Raw genomic sequence first — 16,290 nt, 5'->3', positions numbered from 1 at the left:
CCGGCAAAAGCACCTGGCGGATAAATGTCAGGCCGCTTGCGACAGCGATTTGTGAGCGTCAGCCAGGATCTCGAATGACCGTACCCGTGCCGCATGATCGAAGATCTGCGCGGTGACCATCAGCTCGTCGGCGCCGGTCCGGCGCACGAAGGCGTCGATGCCCTGGCGGACGGTTTCGGGAGAGCCGACGACGGCGCAGGACAGCGCCTGGCCGAGCATGGTCTTGGCCATCGGGTCGAGATCGCGGTCATAGTTCTCGAACGGCGGCGGCAAGCGTCCGGGACGGCCGGTGCGCAGATTGACGAAGGCCTGCTGCAGCGAGGTGAACAGCAGCCGAGCCTCGGCATCGGTGGGTGCGGCAAAGACGTTGAGGCCGAGCATCACATGCGGCCTGTCGAGCTGTTCCGACGGCTGGAAGCGCGAGCGATAGATGTCCAGGGCATGATCAAGCTCGGCCGGCGCGAAATGCGAGGCGAAGGCGTAGGGCAGGCCAAGCATGGCGGCGAGCTGCGCGCCGTAGAGGCTGGAGCCGAGAATCCAGATCGGCACGGTCTGGCCCTCGCCCGGCACGGCGCGCAAGCGCTGACCTTCCTCCGCAGGCAGGAAATAGCCCATCAGTTCGACGACGTCCTGCGGGAAACTGTCGGCGCCGGCCTCGAGGTTGCGGCGCAAGGCGCGCGCGGTGTTCATGTCGGTGCCGGGCGCCCGGCCGAGGCCGAGATCGATGCGGCCCGGAAACAGGGCAGCCAGCGTGCCGAACTGCTCGGCAATGACCAGCGGCGCATGGTTGGGCAGCATGATGCCGCCGGCGCCGACGCGGATGGTTTTGGTGCCGCCGGCGACATGGGCGATGACCACGGATGTGGCCGCACTGGCAATGCCCGGCATGTTATGATGCTCGGCCAGCCAGTAGCGCTTGTAGCCCAGCCGCTCGGCATGGCGGGCGAGATCGAGCGAGTTGGCCAGCGACTGCGATGCGTTGCTGCCTTGGACGATCGGCGACAGGTCGAGAACGGACAGTTCGGTCATGCGTTGGTCTCCACGATCTTCTTCTCACGCAGCCTGGCCTCGAAAGCCGTGCGGTCGGGAATGACGATGCCGAGATGGCCTTCGAGCGTGTCGGCAAGTTCGGCGGCGGTGGCTATCTCTGTCTGCTCGGTGCGGCCGCCAAGGTGATGGATCGACAGCCTGACGCCGCGCAGCGCGTAGCGCCGGTCCGGCGCGGCGCGCGCCGCTATGACAGTGCTGAGGAAATGCGATGTCGGGCTGGTCGACAGGAAGTAATTGATGACGGAATAATCGACCTCGTATTGCGGCTGCAGGTCGAAGCGGTAGAGCGAGCGCCAGTCGCCGCCGATGGCGGCCTGCAGGCGGAAATGATCGTCGGCCTCGACGATGCGGAATGGCTCGTGCGGGGTTTTCTGTTCGCGGCCCGGTTCCAGCAGCAACGGCGCGGTCAGGGTCAGGCCGCCGAAGCCGACATCGGCGATGTAGGTCCGGCCGTCGAGCTCGACGCGCAAAAGCATGTGGCTGCGCGCGGCGACGGCGTCCTCGCTCTGGCCCCAGAGCACACGCGCGGCCAGGCCGCCGACCTCGAAACCAAGCGCCTGCAGCGCATGCATGAAGAGGAGGTTGTGCTCGAAGCAGTAGCCGCCGCGCCCGCCAAGGACGATCTTGTCCTGTAGCGCGGCAAGGTCGAGCCGGACCGGGTGGCCAAGAAACGGATCGATGTTCTCGAAGGGGATCGCCTGCGGATGCGCGAAATGCAGCGCCTTCAGCGTATCCAGCGACGGTTCACGCGGACCGGCGTAACCGATGCGAGCGAGATAGGCGTCGAGGTCGAAGGGAGGAGCATCGCTCATAAGGAAGGCACCGGGGATCGATCGGCCGGATATAGGCATTCGATCCGGCCGCCGCAAACAGCGTCCGCCTTCTATGCCGTGGCCTTGCCGTTCTCCTCGACGGATTCGTCCTCCACTACGGCGGTTTGCTGCGCGGCGAGGAAATTGCCGACATGGCCAAGCCCTTCGAAATGGTCGCAGAACACCTTGATGACGACCAGCAGCGGCACCGCCATCAGCGCGCCGACGAAACCCCATAGCCACGACCAGAAGGCAATGGCGATGAAGATCGCCACCGCGTTGATCTCGAGACGCCTGCCGACCACCATCGGTGTCACGAACTGACCTTCGACCACATCGCACAACAGCACGAAGGCCGGTGCCAGAAGCGCATAGGAAATAGTGTCGAAGCTGATCAGTGCCATCACCGCGACCAGCACGATGGTCATCAGCGCGCCGACATAGGGCAGGAAGTTGAACAATGCCGCAGCCACGCCCCAGACCAGCGGATTGGGCATGCCGAGCGCCCACAGGCCCAGGCCGATAACCGCGCCGAGACCCGCATTGATGATGGTGACGGTGAGCAGATAGTGCGAGATCTCGCGCTCGACATCATAGACGACGCGCAGCGCCCGCTTCTTCTCGCTGAGGCTGGTGAAGGACTGGATGATCTTCTCGTAGAACATCGTGCCCGAGGCGAGCAGGAACAGCGACAGCACGAAAATGATGGTCAGGCTTGTTCCCGCCGACAGGATGTTGCTGGCGGCCGACGACAGGATACCGGATTGGGCGACGGCCACCTTCTGGACACCGGGCTCCTGCGAGGTCTCGGTCAGTTGCTCGATCTGATGCGAGACCTGCATGATCTTTTCCAGCGGACGCCGCAATTGCGCCAGCCGCTCGGTAAGCTGCTGGCCGATCGACGAGGTGTTGTTGATGAGCTCGATGACCGGACCTGAGAGCAGATAGCCGGCGCTGGCGAAGACGCAGATGGACAAAAGCACCAGGAGCGTCGCCGAAACCGCTTCGGGAATGCCGCGCTTGCGCAGCAGCCGCACGATCGGCGTCAATGTCAGCGCCAGCAGGAAAGCCAGGATGACCGGCATGAAGAAGGCGCGGCCGAAATAGAGCGCATAGACGGTCATGAAGATGAAGATGCCGACCAGAAGCAAGCGCATCAGATGGGTGTCGGCGCGGGCTTCGACGCGCGGATCAGGGCTTTCAGCAACGCCTGCGCCCGTAGCAGCGGGTTCGGTTTTCATGGTTACCCCTGGAGCCAACGTCTCTTCACGCGGCAATGCCTGGATGAAACGCGGAGTTCGGGACGGAAGTTCCATGAGCCGGCTTCGGACTGGTCTCGGCGAATTTGGGTCCACCGCGAACCACAGCGCAGTCGCGCAATACGCGGATTGAAATATTACATCTGATGTAATTGAGGCCATGCCTCCAGGAGGCTTAATACATCCAGGCTTTCGCGACGTCAGAAAGGCAAGAACCGACCAGCAGCTGTGGCGGAACGCGAAAGTGTGCATGCAATCGGAAACTGATCTTCTAAGAGGACCCTACAATGCAGAGATTCATCCTTCAAACGATCGAGTCCGCCCCGGAGAAATCCAGGTCGACACTGAAAGCCTTGGCAGAGAGATTTGGTTTTCTTCCGAATGTGATGGCGACGATGGCGAACAGTCCGGTTCTTCTCAATGGATTCGCCGGCACCTTCGCCAGCTTTCACGGCGGCAGCCTCGACGAAATCGAAAAACAGGTCCTGCTGCTGACGAACGCCGTCACGATCAAATGTCCCTGGACCGTTGCCGCTCATTCGACATTCGCCATCGAAGACGGGATCGCCGAGAGCGAAGTCATGGCGATCCGCGCGGGCAGGCTGCCGAGCGATCCCCGATATGCCGCACTCTCGGCACTGACCAAGGCACTGATCGAGACCAGGGGAAACGTGAGCGATGCAGACATCGACGCGTTTACGTCGGCCGGCTATTCGAAGGCCCAGATTCTGGAAGTCGTGACCGGCGTCGGCATTTCCACCATGGCGGCGACCACCACCAATATGGCCGGGACGCCGATCGAGGAACGCTTCCAGCCGCAGGCGTGGTCCGCGGCGGCCTGAATCAATCGACATCGCATGGATGGCTAATGCGATCCATGCGATGTCGGCATCATCCGCTGTATCTGCGGATGGATTGTGAGGACCGATGCAATCGGCAGATCTCAAGACGAACATGGCGCCCAACCTTGGTGTGCTCCTGCGCCACTGGCGCGATTTGCGCGGCCGCAGCCAGCTCGACCTGTCGCTCGATACGGGCATTTCGCAAAAGCAGATCAGCTTCGTCGAAAGCGGCCGCAGCGTTCCCGGACGCCAGACCTTGATGACGATTGCCCAGGCGCTCGACATCCCCTTGCGCGACCGCAACACATTGCTGCTGGCGGCAGGCTATGCGCCGATGTTTTCGGAAAGTGCCTGGGACTCAGCCGAGATGACTGGTGTGACCAAAGCCTTGAAGCGCATGCTGCAACAGCATGAGCCCTTTCCGGCCCTGGTCATGGATCGCTACTGGAACGTGCTGATGACCAACGAAGCCGCGCCGCGCTTCTTCGGCTGCTTCATCGACATGGAAGCCCGCCAGGGACCACGCAATATGCTGCACCTGATGTTCGATCCCCAGGGCATGCGCCCGTTCGTCGCCAACTGGCCTGAAGTCGCGAAAAGCCTGTTCGAGCGTGTCTATCGCGAATCCATCGGCCGTGTCGTCGACGACAGGACAAAGGCATTGCTGGCGGAACTGCTCGCCTATCCGGACGTGAAAAGCGAGTGGAAGAACCCGGTGGCGATCGGCTTCATGCCGACCATTCCGCTTGGTTTTGTCAGGCCGGCCAAAGAGGGGGAAGACCGGGTTCTCAACTATTTTTCGATGGTCACCACCGTCGGCACGCCGCAAACCGTCGCCGCACAGGAACTGCGCATCGAATGCATGTTCCCGGCCGACGAGGCGACCGAAATCCACCATGCCGATATGATGGCGGACGCGGGCGAGCCGTAGCGCGCGGCGCGGCGCTTAGAGCGGTTCATCGTTTCCTCGGAAACGCCGAACCGCTCTGCCTGTTTGTCTTTGCGCAATTGCTGTGGGAAAACCGCTTCACACTTTCCTGCAATTGCTTCAGGCGACGGGCGCTGCCACCGCGGGCGCGGACTTCGCCGTCTCCTTGCGCACGATCGGCGCCACCTTGGTGCCGTAGAGTTCGATCGCCTTCATGATCTTGGCGTGCGGCATGGTGCCGATCGCCATCTGCAGCAGGAAGCGGTCATTGTTGAAAATCCTGTGCTGGGCGACGATCTTTTCCGCCACCTGCTCGGGGCTGCCGACGAACAGGGCGCCGCTCGGACCACGCGACTGGTCGAAATGCGCCCGCGATGTCGGACCCCAGCCGCGCTCGCGACCGATGCGGTTCATCACCTCGGCCTGCGGGCCGTAGAAATCGTCGGCCGCCTGTTCGGTCGTGTCTGCGATGAAGCCATGCACGTTGATGCTGGTGGCGAGACCCGCCGGGTCGCTACCGGCGCGCCTGGCGGCCTCGCGGTAGAGGTCGAACAGCGGCGCAAAGCGGGCCGGCTCGCCGCCGATGATGGCAAGCGCCAGCGGCAGGCCGAGCGCACCCGCGCGCGCCGCGGACTGTGGCGTCCCACCAATCGCGATCCAGACCGGCAGCCTGTCCTGGAAGGGCCGCGGATAGACGCCGCGATCGTTGATCGGCGCGCGTAGATTGCCGGACCAGGTGACCTTGACGCTGTCCCGGATGGCGAGCAGCAGATCCAGCTTTTCGGCGAAGAGCTCGTCATAGTCTTCCAGATTGTAGCCGAACAGCGGGAAGGATTCGATGAACGAACCGCGCCCGGCCATGATCTCGGCACGGCCGCCCGAGAGAAGATCGAGCGTGGCGAACTGTTGGAAGACGCGCACCGGATCGTCGGAGGACAATACCGTGACCGCGCTCGTCAGCTTGATGCGCTTCGAGCGCTCGGCGGCAGCGGCGAGCGCCACGACCGGCGCGGAGGCGGCATAGTCGGGCCGGTGATGTTCGCCGAGACCGAAGACGTCGAGACCGACCTGGTCGGCGAGTTCGACCTCCTCGATCAGGTTGCGCAAGCGCTCATGCGGCCCGATGGCGCCGGGGCCGGGCTGCGGGCTGACGTCTGCAAAAGTGTAGAGACCGAGTTCCATGTGATGTCATCCTGGTGTTGGGCTTTGCAGCTAGACGTAGCGAGCGAACTGTCTTGCCGCCAGAGGCGTGGACGGTGAACAGTGCATGTCGGTTTGCGCGGGAAAAGCCGTCTCCCGCGTGCAACATCACGCAATTTCATGGCTGGCATACCGTTTTGGCGCTTGAACTCTCGGCATTCGCGCGTATGTAAGCGTCGCAAATTGACTTCAGGGAAGTGGACTTGGCTATCTACAGGGAAAAAGACATTTTCGAGCGGCGCAATGCCGCGAACGAGGCAAAGAAGGCGCTTCTGGAGCGCTTCAAGTCAAAGCCGGCGGCAGATGATCCTGCGGTGCTGGCGCGACAGGCCGAACGCAAGGCGATCCTCCAGGCTCGTGAGATCCGCGAAGCCGAGAAGGCCAGGCTGAAGCAGGAAAAGCTGGCACGCGAAGCCGCCGAGAAGGCCGAGCGCGAGGCAGCAGCCGAAGCGGCACGCATCGCTGCCGAAGAGGCAGCCCAGGCCGAGGCCAAAATTCGGGAAGCCGAAGAGACCGAGCGCATTGCCCGCCTGCTCGCCGACGAGGCGGAGCGCAAGGCCAAGCGCGACGCACGCTATGCGGCGCGCAAGGCACGGACCGGCCGAGCTCCTCCGGGCTTCTCCGCCCGCTAGCAGCTTCGGCGCAGCCAAGTTCGAACATTGAATCAGGGTCGCCTTGCTGCGGCCCTGAACGTGTTTGTGCGGGCTTTTGCATTGTTGGACGCATATTGTTGTCCCACACCGCTTTCAGGCCGCGAATTTCAGCCCCATAATGCCGCAGACAATCAGCGCGATGCAGGCGAGCCGGATCGCGGTGGCAGGCTCGCCGAGCAGCCAGATGCCGAGCACGGCCGTGCCGACCGTACCGATGCCGGTCCACACCGCATAGGCGGTGCCGACGGGAAGCGCCTTCAGCGCCAAGCCAAGCAAGGTAAGACTGACGATCATCGAGGCAACCGTGAGCACGGTCGGAACCAGCCTGGTAAATCCGTCTGTGTATTTGAGGCCGATCGCCCAGCCGATTTCAAACAGGCCGGCGAAGAACAGAAAAGTCCAGGACATCGGAACGCTCCATCCAGCATCGGGCCGGAGACAGGATCCGATCCTCAGATGCCGATCACTAGGGCGGGTCGTCCCGACCGAATTGTTGGGGAGCGCGGGGTCGTCCCCGCGCCACGGATATAGGTTGTCCAAACGCCCGATCAATCCGGCGGCATTGTCTGACGCCGCAGGTGGGATTTGCCGCGCCTGACTTGCCGGGGCCTACTTTTCCTTGATGCGCATCGCCTTGACCGGCGGCGCCTTCAGGACGGGAGCGGCTGCCGGCTTCTTGGCATCCTTCTTCGGCTTGCGGGCTTCCTTGCCTGCCTTCATCGCGCCTTTAGCCATGATTCGTTCCTCCTGTTGCGGGGAATGAAGTGAAACAAGAGAAACGCTTTGCTGCAAGAGGGCAGCGCCTGTCGCGACTGCCGGTTGGCCGCTTTCAACCAGTTTCTAATTTGCTCGTAAACCATCCTGCCCCGTGCCATTCTCATCTTCGCACTGCAGCATCGACCCGCGCCTTCGCCGGGTGATCGTCGGGCAGGCCGGTCAGGACGACAATGCGGATCCACATCGGCTGCGAGATGAGCTTCGACTTCCCGCAGGAGACGCCGCTCATCGCGATGCTCAATGTCCACTATTCGCGCGCCTCCGATCTCGAACGTCCGGATTTCCTGACCTCCAGCCCGCCGGTGCCGATCGAGAGCTACCGCGACAGTTTCGGCAATTGGTGCAACCGCTTCGTCGCGCCGCCCGGACGGTTCACCTTCGGCACGGATGCGGTGATCCGCGACCCCGGCACATTCGAGATGGGCGAGCTGATGGCCCTGCAGCACGAGGTGCGCAACCTGCCGGCGGAAACGCTGCTGTTCCTGCTGCCCAGCCGGTTTTGCGAGAGCGACCTTTTGGCCAGCGAAGCGTGGCGGCTGTTCGGCCACACACCGCTCGGCATCCCACGCGTACAGGCGGTGTGCGATTTCGTTCACAACCACATCGCCTTCAACTACGGCAATGCGCGGCCAACGCGCACCGCGGCGGAAGCCTACCGCGAGCAGAGCGGCGTGTGCCGCGACTTCGCGCATCTTGCCGTCACCTTCTGCCGCGCACTCAACATCCCGACACGCTACTGCACCGGCTATATCAGCGACATCGGCATGCCGAAGCCGTGGGCGAGCATGGATTTCTGCGCCTGGATGGAGGTCTATCTCGGCGGCCGCTGGCACGCTTTCGATCCGCGCAACAACGCGCCACGCATCGGCCGCATCCTGATCGCTTCGGGCCGTGACGCGGCGGATGTGCCGCTGACCCATATTTTCGGACCGGGCACTCTTGCCGCCTTCAAAGTGTGGACCGACGAGATCCAGGATTAGCGTTCAGGCCTGCAAAGTCTTCAACGACTTTGAACGACCCGGCGGTTAGCGCGTTGTGGTGGCTGTGGAGCTTCGGCGGCAGGGCCGTCACAACTCTATGCCTCAAAGGGGACGACACCGCATGGCCGGACATGGCGGCTCCAAAATGGTCATCTATGCGGCGCTCGCCGGCAATCTGGCGATCGCACTGACCAAATTCGCAGCCGCTTTCTTCACCGGCAGCTCGGCAATGCTGTCGGAAGGCGTGCATTCGCTGGTCGATACCGGCAATGGCTGCCTGCTGCTCTACGGCATGCACCGTGCCGCGCGGCCGGCCGACCGCGCGCATCCGCTCGGCCATGGCCGCGAACTCTATTTCTGGAGCTTCATCGTGGCGCTCCTGGTCTTCGCGCTGGGTGCCGGCGTGTCGTTCTACGAGGGCATTATCCACATCATGGCGCCGGAGCCTGTCGCCAACGTCAAGGTGAACTATGTCGTTCTCGGCCTCTCCTTCCTGTTCGAAGGCAGCTCCTGGCTGGTGGCGCTGAGGGAATTCCGCCGAGAGAAAGGCAAGCAGAGCTGGCTGCAGGCCGTGCAATCGAGCAAGGACCCGAGCGTCTATACAGTGCTGTTCGAGGACAGCGCGGCACTTCTCGGCCTGATCGTCGCCTTCGCCGGCATATTGGCGGCGGAACTGCTTGGCATGCCGGAGCTCGATGGCGCCGCCTCCATCGGCATCGCGCTCATCCTCGGCGCCACGGCCATTTTCCTCGCCCGTGAAAGCAAGGGCCTGCTCATCGGCGAACCGGCCTCGCCCGAAGTGCAGAAAAAGGTGCTGGCGATCGTGCAGCAGGATCCGGCGGTGCAACGCGCGAACGGCGTCCTGACCGTCCATTTGGGACCGCAAGAGATCGTCGCGGGGCTCAGCATCGAATTCGAGGACCATCTGACGGCGCCGGATATCGAAGCCTGTGTCGAACGCATCGAGGCACGGCTGAAGAAGGAGATGCCGGAGATCTCGCGGCTGTTCGTCAAGCCGCAGACCACGGGCACCTGGGAGCAGCGGCGCAAACTGGTCGACGCCGCGTCCAATTAGTCCTGGACCAGTGCAGCACCGTTGCCCCGTCGCATTGCCTTGCTAAGATCAGGCGACGGATTTCGGAGGAACGGCCATGAAGATCGACGGCGGGTGCCATTGCGGCGCCATCACCTATGAGGCGGAGGTCGATCCGGAGAAGACCTCGATCTGCCACTGCACGGACTGCCAGCAGCTGACCGGCACGGCATTCCGTGTCACCGTTCCCGCGCCAGAGGATCACTACCGCATCACCAGAGGCACCCCAAAAATCTATATCAAGACCGGATCGAGCGGCGCCAAGCGCGCCCAGGCCTTTTGCAGCGACTGCGGGGCGCATCTCTACGCTACGTCGGTTGGCGACGGCCCGAAGATCTATGGAATCAGGACGGGCACCGCGCGGCAACGCGAGGATCTGGTGCCGACACAACAAAAATGGCACCGGTCGGCCCTGCACTGGCTTCCCGAATTCGAGGGCATGAGCATAGTGGAAGAACAGTAGCTCGAGCCTCCCGGTCGAAAGCCGTCCAAGACAAGCAATTCTGTGCTAGCCTCGCTCAGCTCAGACGGGCGGGTAATAGCGATGTTGGAGACGGACAAACTGTTTGCCGGCTCGATCCCGGAAAACTACGACCGCTATATGGTGCCGTTGATTTTCGAGCCGTTCGCCGCGGACCTTGCACGGCGGGCAGCGTCGTTCTCGCCCAAAGCCGTCCTGGAAGTCGCCGCCGGCACCGGGGTCGTCACCCGTGCCCTGGCGCCGAAACTATCCCCTGACGCAATCTATGTCGTGACCGACCTCAACCAGCCGATGCTCGACTATGCCGCTTCGCGACAAGCTCCCGACAGTCGCATCCACTGGCGCCAGGCCGATGCCCTGGCGCTGCCGTTTGAGGACGCGGCCTTCGACCTGGTTTGTTGCCAGTTCGGCGCGATGTTCTTTCCCAGCCGTCCATCCGCCTACCGCGAGGCCAGGCGGGTGCTGAAGCCCGGCGGACATTTCCTGTTCAACGTATGGGACCGCATCGAGGAGAGTGTGTTTGCGGACGATGTGACCAATGCGCTGGCAAGGATGTTTCCGAACGATCCGCCGCGCTTCCTGGCCCGCACGCCGCATGGCTATCATGATAAGGCCCTGATCCGCCGCGACCTGGAAGAGGCCGGCTTCTGCGATGTGGCGATCGAGACGAGAGCCGAACAAAGCCGTGCCCCCTCGCCGCGTATTCCGGCCGTCGCCTATTGCCAGGGAACGGTGCTTCGCACCGAAATCGAGGCCAGGGACCCCGCAAACCTCGACGCCGCAACGGATTATGCCGCATCCGCGATTGCGGCCAGGCATGGCAGCGGCGCGGTTGCCGCCAAAATCCAGGCGCACGTCATCGTGGCCGTGGCCTAGTCGTCGCCTTCGACGACGCGCAGCCTGAGCTGCCCGGTCTTTGAATCGGCAACGCGGGGGCCGGGCTCGAGTTTCGCCGCCTGCGCCCGTGACGGCGTCTCCGGACCGGCATCGCCATCGGCCTGCGCGCCAAACTCCAGCGCCTCGATCTTCTGGCCGCGCTTGGTCACTTTCGATGTCGAGACCAATATATCCTCGATATCCTTGGCCGACTGGCCGAAGTGGCCCTGCAGCTTGCGCACGCGCTCGTCGACGCGCGCCACATCCTCCATCAGCCGGATGACCTCGCCCTGGATCAGATGCGCCTGTTCGCGCATGCGGGCATCCTTGAGGATCGCCTGGATAACCTGGATCGACAGCATCAGCAGCGACGGCGAGACGATGACGACGCGGGCGCGGTGCGCCTTGTGGACGATCGCCTCGAAATTCTCGTGGATTTCGGCGAAGACCGATTCCGACGGCACGAACATGAAAGCGGTGTCCTGCGTCTCGCCCTGGATCAGGTATTTTTCCGAGATGTCGCGGACATGGATCTCGATGTCGCGACGGAAGGCCTGGGACGCGACCTTCTGCAGGTCGGCGCCGTCGGCGGCGCGGATGGCATTCCAGGCTTCCAGCGGAAACTTGGCATCGATGGCCAGTGAGGGCGCGCCGTTCGGCATCTTCACCAGGCAATCGGGCCGGCTGCCATTCGACAGCGTCGCCTGGAATTCATAGGCGCCATGCGGCAGGCCGTCGGCGACGATCGCCTCCATGCGCGACTGGCCGAAGGCGCCGCGCGTCTGCTTGTTGGAGAGGATGGCCTGCAGCTGCACGACCTGGCCGGCGAGCGACTGGATGTTGCCTTGCGCGGTGTCGATGATCGCCAGCCGCTCCTGCAGTTTCGCCAGGCTTTCATGCGTGGATTTGGTCTGCTCGGTCATGGTCTGGCCGATACGGCCGGTCATGGCGTCGAGGCGCTGGCCAATCGACTGCGTCAACTCCGCCTGGCGCGCGCCGAACACTTCGGCGATGGCGCCCATGCGGCCCTGCATCTCGGCCTGGCTCTGCAAGATGCCGGCCATCCGCGCCTCGGCGTCGCGGGCGTGGTCGGCGGCTTCCGCGGCCGCGACCGCGCGCGCCTTGGCCGACCGCCACAGCGCGACGACCAGCGCCAAGAACAGGCCGAGAAACAACAACACGCCGAAGGCCAGGGCGTGGCCGAGCGTGATCGTCGAGGCGCCAAGCCGTGCGACGGGCTGCGAAAGGATGGTGCTCAGATCATTCATGTGGACAGCATAGCCGATTCGGCGGCCCGGCACAGATCAAAACGTGAACGCAGGCGGGAAGCCCCGGTTGACGCTTTTCGCTGGACGTCTTACGTGGGACGCCATGCCGATCAAGCCGCTCATCATCCTTCCAGATCCCATCCTGCGCCAGGTTTCCAAGCCGGTGGAACGCGTCGACGCGCCTTTGCGCAAACTGGCCGACGACATGCTGGCGACCATGTATGACGCGCCCGGCATCGGGCTGGCGGCAATCCAGATCGGTGAACCGCTGCGCATGCTGGTGATCGACCTCGCCAAGGAAGACGAAACGCCGGCGCCGCATGTCTTCATCAACCCGGAGATCCTGGAAAGCGCCGAGGCGCGCTCCGTCTACGAGGAAGGCTGCCTGTCCATTCCCGACTATTACGCCGAGGTGGAGCGCCCGGCTTCCGTTCGCGTGAAATATCTCGACCGCGACGGCAAATTGCAGGAGATGGAGGCCGAGGGGCTGATGGCGACCTGCCTGCAGCACGAGATCGACCATCTCAACGGCGTGCTGTTCATCGACCACATCTCGAAGCTGAAGCGCGACATGGTGGTGAAAAAATTCAAGAAGCTCGCCAAGGACAAGGCGCCGGGCAAGCTGGTGGGATAGGCCTCATTCGAGCAGCCCGCGCAGGACCCATCTTTGCCTATCTCGATTCCTTTCGCACCGATTTCGATCGCAAGCGCACGAGACTCGGGAGAGAAAATCAAAACTATGACGATCGCCGCTGCCAGCAGAGGCGTGACGTAGACGGCGAAATTGCTTTCCCTTCGCCTCGACAGTTCGCCTTTCTCGTATTGTTCCTCAACTGTTTTGAACTCGGCGAAGGGTGCCCTACGTTTCCCAAAAGGTTTTTGATCGCGCTGCATATGAGGCTCCTAGGGATAGGTGCTCGAATTATGCGCCCAAACTATTGGTGAAAGAGTTAACGAACTCTCTAGGTCGCTGCCGCGAAAGGATCGGAGTTTTTGTTGATCAAGGGCCGCCGAGATGATATCAGTGATATCAATTTGCGGAGATGGCTATGGGCGATATCTTGATCAGAGACATTCCGGACCCCTTGAAGCGCGAAATCGAACAAGCGGCGCGCAAAGGCGGCCAGAGCCTGTCGAGCAAGGCGATCGATCTCCTGCGCAAAGGCATGGTCGCCGAAAAGGAAGCCAAGCCGGAGCCTGGGCTTTCCGCATGGGATGCCATTCGTTCGGCATTCGCTTCTGAAAATGCAATCGGCGATGAATTTTCCGAGATAATGAACGAGATCGAAGCGGACAGGAAACGCGACTTCGGTCGTCAAGTCGAGGATTTCGAGTGATTGTCCTCGATACCAATATTGTTTCCGAAGCCAGTAAGCCTGTGCCCGATTCGAATGTTTCCGCTTGGTTCCGCAAACAGGACCTTCTCGCGCTCTATATGTGCGGACCAGTCATCATGGAGCAATCTTTCGGTGCCGAGCGGTTTTTGAATAAGACCGGATCGGACCGTTATGTTCGCGTGCTCGATCGGCTGATTTCGCAGCAGTTCGCCGGACGTATCGTGGAGTTTTCCGGTTCGATCCCTCGACTTGCCGGCAGGCTGCGGGCAACGCGGGAAAAGATCGGGCGCCCCGTCAGCCTTTCCGGCGCCATGATCGCCGCGATTTGTCTCGCCCATGATGCGACACTTGCAACGCGCAATGTGCGCGACTTCGATGGGCTTGACCTGAAGCTGGTAAACCCGTTTGAAGCGGGGGCGTGAGCCGGCTCACGGCGCGCAGTCAGAAACAGGATATCCGAAGAAAAATGCCCCTTCGCGTCATCTTCATGGGCACGCCGGAGTTTTCGGTGCCGACGTTGCGCGCGATCGCCGAGGCCGGACATGAGGTTTCCGCCGTCTACACGCAGCCGCCGCGCGCGGCCGGCCGGCGCGGGCTGGAACTGACCCCCTCGCCGGTGCAGCGCGAGGCCGAGCGGCTGGGCATCGAGGTGCGCACGCCGACATCCCTCAAGGGCGAGGCCGAGCAGGCCGCTTTCAGCGCCCTGCGGGCCGATATCGCCGTGGTCGTCGCCTATGGTTTGCTGCTGCCGAAGGCAATTCTCGACGCACCCCGACTTGGCTGCATCAACGGCCATGCGTCGCTTTTGCCGCGCTGGCGCGGCGCCGCCCCCATCCAGCGCGCCATCATGGCCGGTGACCTGGAAAGCGGCGTGATGGTGATGCGCATGGAAGAGGGTCTCGACACCGGCCCGGTGGGATTGCTTGAAAAATGCGCCATCGACCCCGATATGACAGCCGGCGATCTGCATGATCGGTTGATGAGCGTCGGTGCTGGCCTGATGGTGGAAGCGCTGGCGCGGCTGGAAGGGAACATCCTGACATTTACCGCGCAAGCGGCGGAAGGGGTGACTTACGCCAGAAAAATCGATAAGTCCGAGACGCGCGTGGACTGGACCCGGCCCGCGGCCGAGGTCCACAACCACCTTCGTGGCCTGTCGCCCTTTCCCGGCGCCTGGTCCGAGATTGACATTGGCGGCCGCATGGAACGGCTGAAACTGCTTCGCTCGACGCTGTCCGATGGCCTGTCGCCTTCGGAAGATTTGGGCGAGTCGGGAGGAATTCTCGATGATCGGCTGACGGTCGCCTGCGGGGCAGGCGCGATCAGGCTGGTCGAAGTTCAACGTGCGGGCGGAAAGCCCGCTGCCGCGTCGGAATTCCTGCGCGGAGCCAAGATCGTAAAAGGAATGACGTTCTCATGAGCATGATGTCGATACGCGCGGCGACGCCGCGAGATCGCGAGGCCATTCGCCTCGTCGAGGAACACGCCTTCGGCCAGCAGGCGGAGGCCGGGCTGGTCGACGCGCTGGTCACCGGCGGCGACGCCGTCGTCGAACTGGTGGCGGAAGAAGACGGCCAGGCGGTCGGCCATATCCTGTTTTCGCGGCTGTTCGTCCAGAATGGCGGCAAGAGCTTCGCGGCCGTGGCCCTGGCGCCGCTGGCGGTGGAACCTTCGTTCCACGGCAGCGGCATTGGCGGCGCGCTGATCCGCGAGGCGCATATCCGCCTCAAGGACGCCGGCGAGACGCTGGCCGTGGTGCTGGGCGACCCGGCCTACTACGGCCGTTTCGGTTACAGCCATGCGCGGGCCGAGAAGTTCGAGAGCGAATACCAGGGCGAGGCGCTGCAGGCGCTGGCCTGGGGAGACGCTCCGGAGGCCGGCAGGCTGGTATACGCTTCCGCCTTCACCGCTCTCGCCGCGTAGCGAAAGCGTATAAGCTGCCGGCATGCCGCGTTTTCGCCTCGACATCGAATATGACGGCAGCCTGTTCGCCGGCTGGCAGCACCAGGCCGACCAGCCTTCGGTGCAGCAGGCGATCGAGCAGGCGATCGAGAAATTCAGCGGCGAGGCGGTGCGGTTGCGCGCCGCCGGCCGCACCGATGCCGGCGTGCATGCGAGCGCCCAGGTCGCGCATGTCGACCTAACCAAGCCATGGCCCGGCGACAAGGTGCGCGATGCCGTCAACGCCCATCTGCAGGCAGCCGGCGCGCATGTCGCCATCCTGAAAGCGGCGATCGTCCCGGACGATTTCGACGCCCGCTTCTCTGCCACCGGCCGCCACTATCTTTATCGCATCCTCAACCGGCGTGCGCCCGCGGCGTTGGAAAAGGGCAAGGTGTGGTGGGTGCCGAAGCGGCTCGACGCCGGCGCCATGCACAAGGCCGCGAAGCTCCTGCTCGGCCGGCATGACTTCACCACCTTCCGTTCGACCCAGTGCCAGGCCAACAGCCCGGTTCGCACGCTGGAACGGCTCGACGTGAGCCGGGCGGGCGACATGATCGAGGTGAGAGCCTCGGCCCGTTCCTTCCTGCACAACCAGGTGCGCTCCATGGTCGGCTCGCTCAAGCGCGTCGGCGACGGCGGCTGGACAGAGGCCGACCTCAAGGCGGCGCTCGAAGCGCGCGACCGCGCCGCCTGCGGCCAGGTGGCGCCGCCCGACGGGCTTTTCCTCATCGGCGTCGATTATCCCTGAACAGAGTCCAGAAGCTCTGTTCGGAATAGGGTCGGAGGGCTC

The 16,290-nt window shown here is 63.3% G+C and carries 20 protein-coding genes; 13 read left to right on the top strand and 7 right to left on the bottom strand.

The annotated features are described in order from the left end of the window. Positions 1 to 27 precede the first annotated feature (27 nt). The 3 genes from ACWGS8_RS18790 to ACWGS8_RS18780 all read right to left on the bottom strand — a co-directional run bounded on the left by ACWGS8_RS18790 (position 28) and on the right by ACWGS8_RS18780 (position 3,103). A complete protein-coding gene (locus ACWGS8_RS18790; protein WP_454582326.1) occupies positions 28 to 1,029 on the bottom strand; it encodes an LLM class flavin-dependent oxidoreductase in 1,002 nt (333 codons plus the stop codon). After that, positions 1,026 to 1,862: an arylamine N-acetyltransferase family protein gene (locus ACWGS8_RS18785; protein ID WP_454582325.1), complete on the bottom strand. Its 837-nt coding sequence runs from the start codon at positions 1,860 to 1,862 to the stop codon at positions 1,026 to 1,028. Before ACWGS8_RS18785 ends, ACWGS8_RS18790 begins: the two co-directional genes overlap by 4 nt. A 71-nt stretch (positions 1,863 to 1,933) precedes the next feature. Beyond that, a complete protein-coding gene (locus ACWGS8_RS18780; RefSeq protein WP_454582324.1) occupies positions 1,934 to 3,103 on the bottom strand; it encodes an AI-2E family transporter in 1,170 nt (389 codons plus the stop codon). Between the two features lie 404 nt (positions 3,104 to 3,507). Between ACWGS8_RS18780 and ACWGS8_RS18775 the strand changes: the two genes are divergently transcribed. Both ACWGS8_RS18775 and ACWGS8_RS18770 read left to right on the top strand, forming a co-directional pair. Next, entirely contained in the window at positions 3,508 to 3,963 is a 456-nt protein-coding gene (locus ACWGS8_RS18775; protein ID WP_454582646.1) for a carboxymuconolactone decarboxylase family protein, read from the top strand. A gap of 85 nt (positions 3,964 to 4,048) precedes the next feature. Further along, a complete protein-coding gene (locus ACWGS8_RS18770; protein ID WP_454582323.1) occupies positions 4,049 to 4,894 on the top strand; it encodes a helix-turn-helix domain-containing protein in 846 nt (281 codons plus the stop codon). Between the two features lie 117 nt (positions 4,895 to 5,011). Here the strand turns inward: ACWGS8_RS18770 and ACWGS8_RS18765 are convergent, their stop codons facing one another. Beyond that, a complete protein-coding gene (locus ACWGS8_RS18765; RefSeq protein WP_454582322.1) occupies positions 5,012 to 6,073 on the bottom strand; it encodes an LLM class flavin-dependent oxidoreductase in 1,062 nt (353 codons plus the stop codon). 221 nt (positions 6,074 to 6,294) lie between these two features. Between ACWGS8_RS18765 and ACWGS8_RS18760 the strand changes: the two genes are divergently transcribed. Beyond that, positions 6,295 to 6,723: a DUF6481 family protein gene (locus ACWGS8_RS18760; RefSeq protein WP_027047610.1), complete on the top strand. Its 429-nt coding sequence runs from the start codon at positions 6,295 to 6,297 to the stop codon at positions 6,721 to 6,723. Positions 6,724 to 6,837: 114 nt separating this feature from the next. On the opposite strand, the gene sugE is transcribed toward ACWGS8_RS18760, so the two are convergent. Then, positions 6,838 to 7,152 (bottom strand): quaternary ammonium compound efflux SMR transporter SugE, encoded by a 315-nt coding sequence (gene sugE / locus ACWGS8_RS18755; protein WP_454582321.1) that lies wholly within the window; start codon positions 7,150 to 7,152, stop codon positions 6,838 to 6,840. A 201-nt stretch (positions 7,153 to 7,353) separates the two neighbouring features. Further along, positions 7,354 to 7,479, bottom strand: a complete 126-nt coding sequence (locus ACWGS8_RS18750) for a hypothetical protein (RefSeq protein ID WP_081294966.1) — start codon at positions 7,477 to 7,479, stop codon at positions 7,354 to 7,356. Between the two features lie 212 nt (positions 7,480 to 7,691). Here ACWGS8_RS18750 and ACWGS8_RS18745 point away from each other — a divergent pair, with 212 nt between their 5' ends. The 4 genes from ACWGS8_RS18745 (at position 7,692) to ACWGS8_RS18730 (ending at position 10,951) form a co-directional block, all read left to right on the top strand. Next, positions 7,692 to 8,501: a transglutaminase-like domain-containing protein gene (locus tag ACWGS8_RS18745; protein WP_454582320.1), complete on the top strand. Its 810-nt coding sequence runs from the start codon at positions 7,692 to 7,694 to the stop codon at positions 8,499 to 8,501. A gap of 121 nt (positions 8,502 to 8,622) precedes the next feature. Then, positions 8,623 to 9,576 (top strand): cation diffusion facilitator family transporter, encoded by a 954-nt coding sequence (locus tag ACWGS8_RS18740; protein ID WP_454582319.1) that lies wholly within the window; start codon positions 8,623 to 8,625, stop codon positions 9,574 to 9,576. 76 nt (positions 9,577 to 9,652) lie between these two features. After that, a complete protein-coding gene (locus ACWGS8_RS18735) occupies positions 9,653 to 10,057 on the top strand; it encodes a GFA family protein (RefSeq protein ID WP_454582318.1) in 405 nt (134 codons plus the stop codon). Positions 10,058 to 10,138: 81 nt separating this feature from the next. Beyond that, positions 10,139 to 10,951, top strand: coding sequence for a class I SAM-dependent methyltransferase (locus tag ACWGS8_RS18730; RefSeq protein ID WP_454582317.1), 813 nt, complete (start codon positions 10,139 to 10,141; stop codon positions 10,949 to 10,951). Here ACWGS8_RS18730 and ACWGS8_RS18725 read toward each other — a convergent pair. Further along, the gene (locus tag ACWGS8_RS18725; RefSeq protein ID WP_454582316.1) at positions 10,948 to 12,219 is read right to left on the bottom strand and encodes a DNA recombination protein RmuC; all 1,272 of its coding nucleotides are present in this window, start codon (positions 12,217 to 12,219) and stop codon (positions 10,948 to 10,950) included. The genes ACWGS8_RS18730 and ACWGS8_RS18725 overlap by 4 nt on opposite strands. Before the next feature lie 103 nt (positions 12,220 to 12,322). Between ACWGS8_RS18725 and def the strand changes: the two genes are divergently transcribed. From def to truA, 6 genes are all read left to right on the top strand, one after another. After that, positions 12,323 to 12,853 (top strand): peptide deformylase, encoded by a 531-nt coding sequence (gene def, locus ACWGS8_RS18720; RefSeq protein WP_010912760.1) that lies wholly within the window; start codon positions 12,323 to 12,325, stop codon positions 12,851 to 12,853. 451 nt (positions 12,854 to 13,304) lie between these two features. Beyond that, entirely contained in the window at positions 13,305 to 13,556 is a 252-nt protein-coding gene (locus ACWGS8_RS18715) for a plasmid stabilization protein (protein ID WP_454582315.1), read from the top strand. Beyond that, the gene (locus ACWGS8_RS18710; RefSeq protein ID WP_454582314.1) at positions 13,553 to 13,978 is read left to right on the top strand and encodes a PIN domain-containing protein; all 426 of its coding nucleotides are present in this window, start codon (positions 13,553 to 13,555) and stop codon (positions 13,976 to 13,978) included. The genes ACWGS8_RS18715 and ACWGS8_RS18710 overlap by 4 nt, the downstream gene beginning before the upstream one ends. Positions 13,979 to 14,022: 44 nt before the next feature. Further along, complete coding sequence (gene fmt / locus ACWGS8_RS18705) at positions 14,023 to 14,976, top strand: methionyl-tRNA formyltransferase (RefSeq protein ID WP_454582313.1); 954 nt, start codon at positions 14,023 to 14,025, stop codon at positions 14,974 to 14,976. Beyond that, positions 14,973 to 15,479, top strand: a complete 507-nt coding sequence (locus tag ACWGS8_RS18700; protein ID WP_019862469.1) for a GNAT family N-acetyltransferase — start codon at positions 14,973 to 14,975, stop codon at positions 15,477 to 15,479. The genes fmt and ACWGS8_RS18700 overlap by 4 nt, the downstream gene beginning before the upstream one ends. Before the next feature lie 22 nt (positions 15,480 to 15,501). Further along, positions 15,502 to 16,248: a tRNA pseudouridine(38-40) synthase TruA gene (gene truA, locus ACWGS8_RS18695; protein WP_454582312.1), complete on the top strand. Its 747-nt coding sequence runs from the start codon at positions 15,502 to 15,504 to the stop codon at positions 16,246 to 16,248. Positions 16,249 to 16,290 lie beyond the last annotated feature (42 nt).

It is taken from the genome of Mesorhizobium sp. 43Arga (assembly GCF_053714255.1).
Note: the sequence above shows the minus strand (reverse complement) of the source record. Positions and strands in the feature narration are given on the sequence as shown.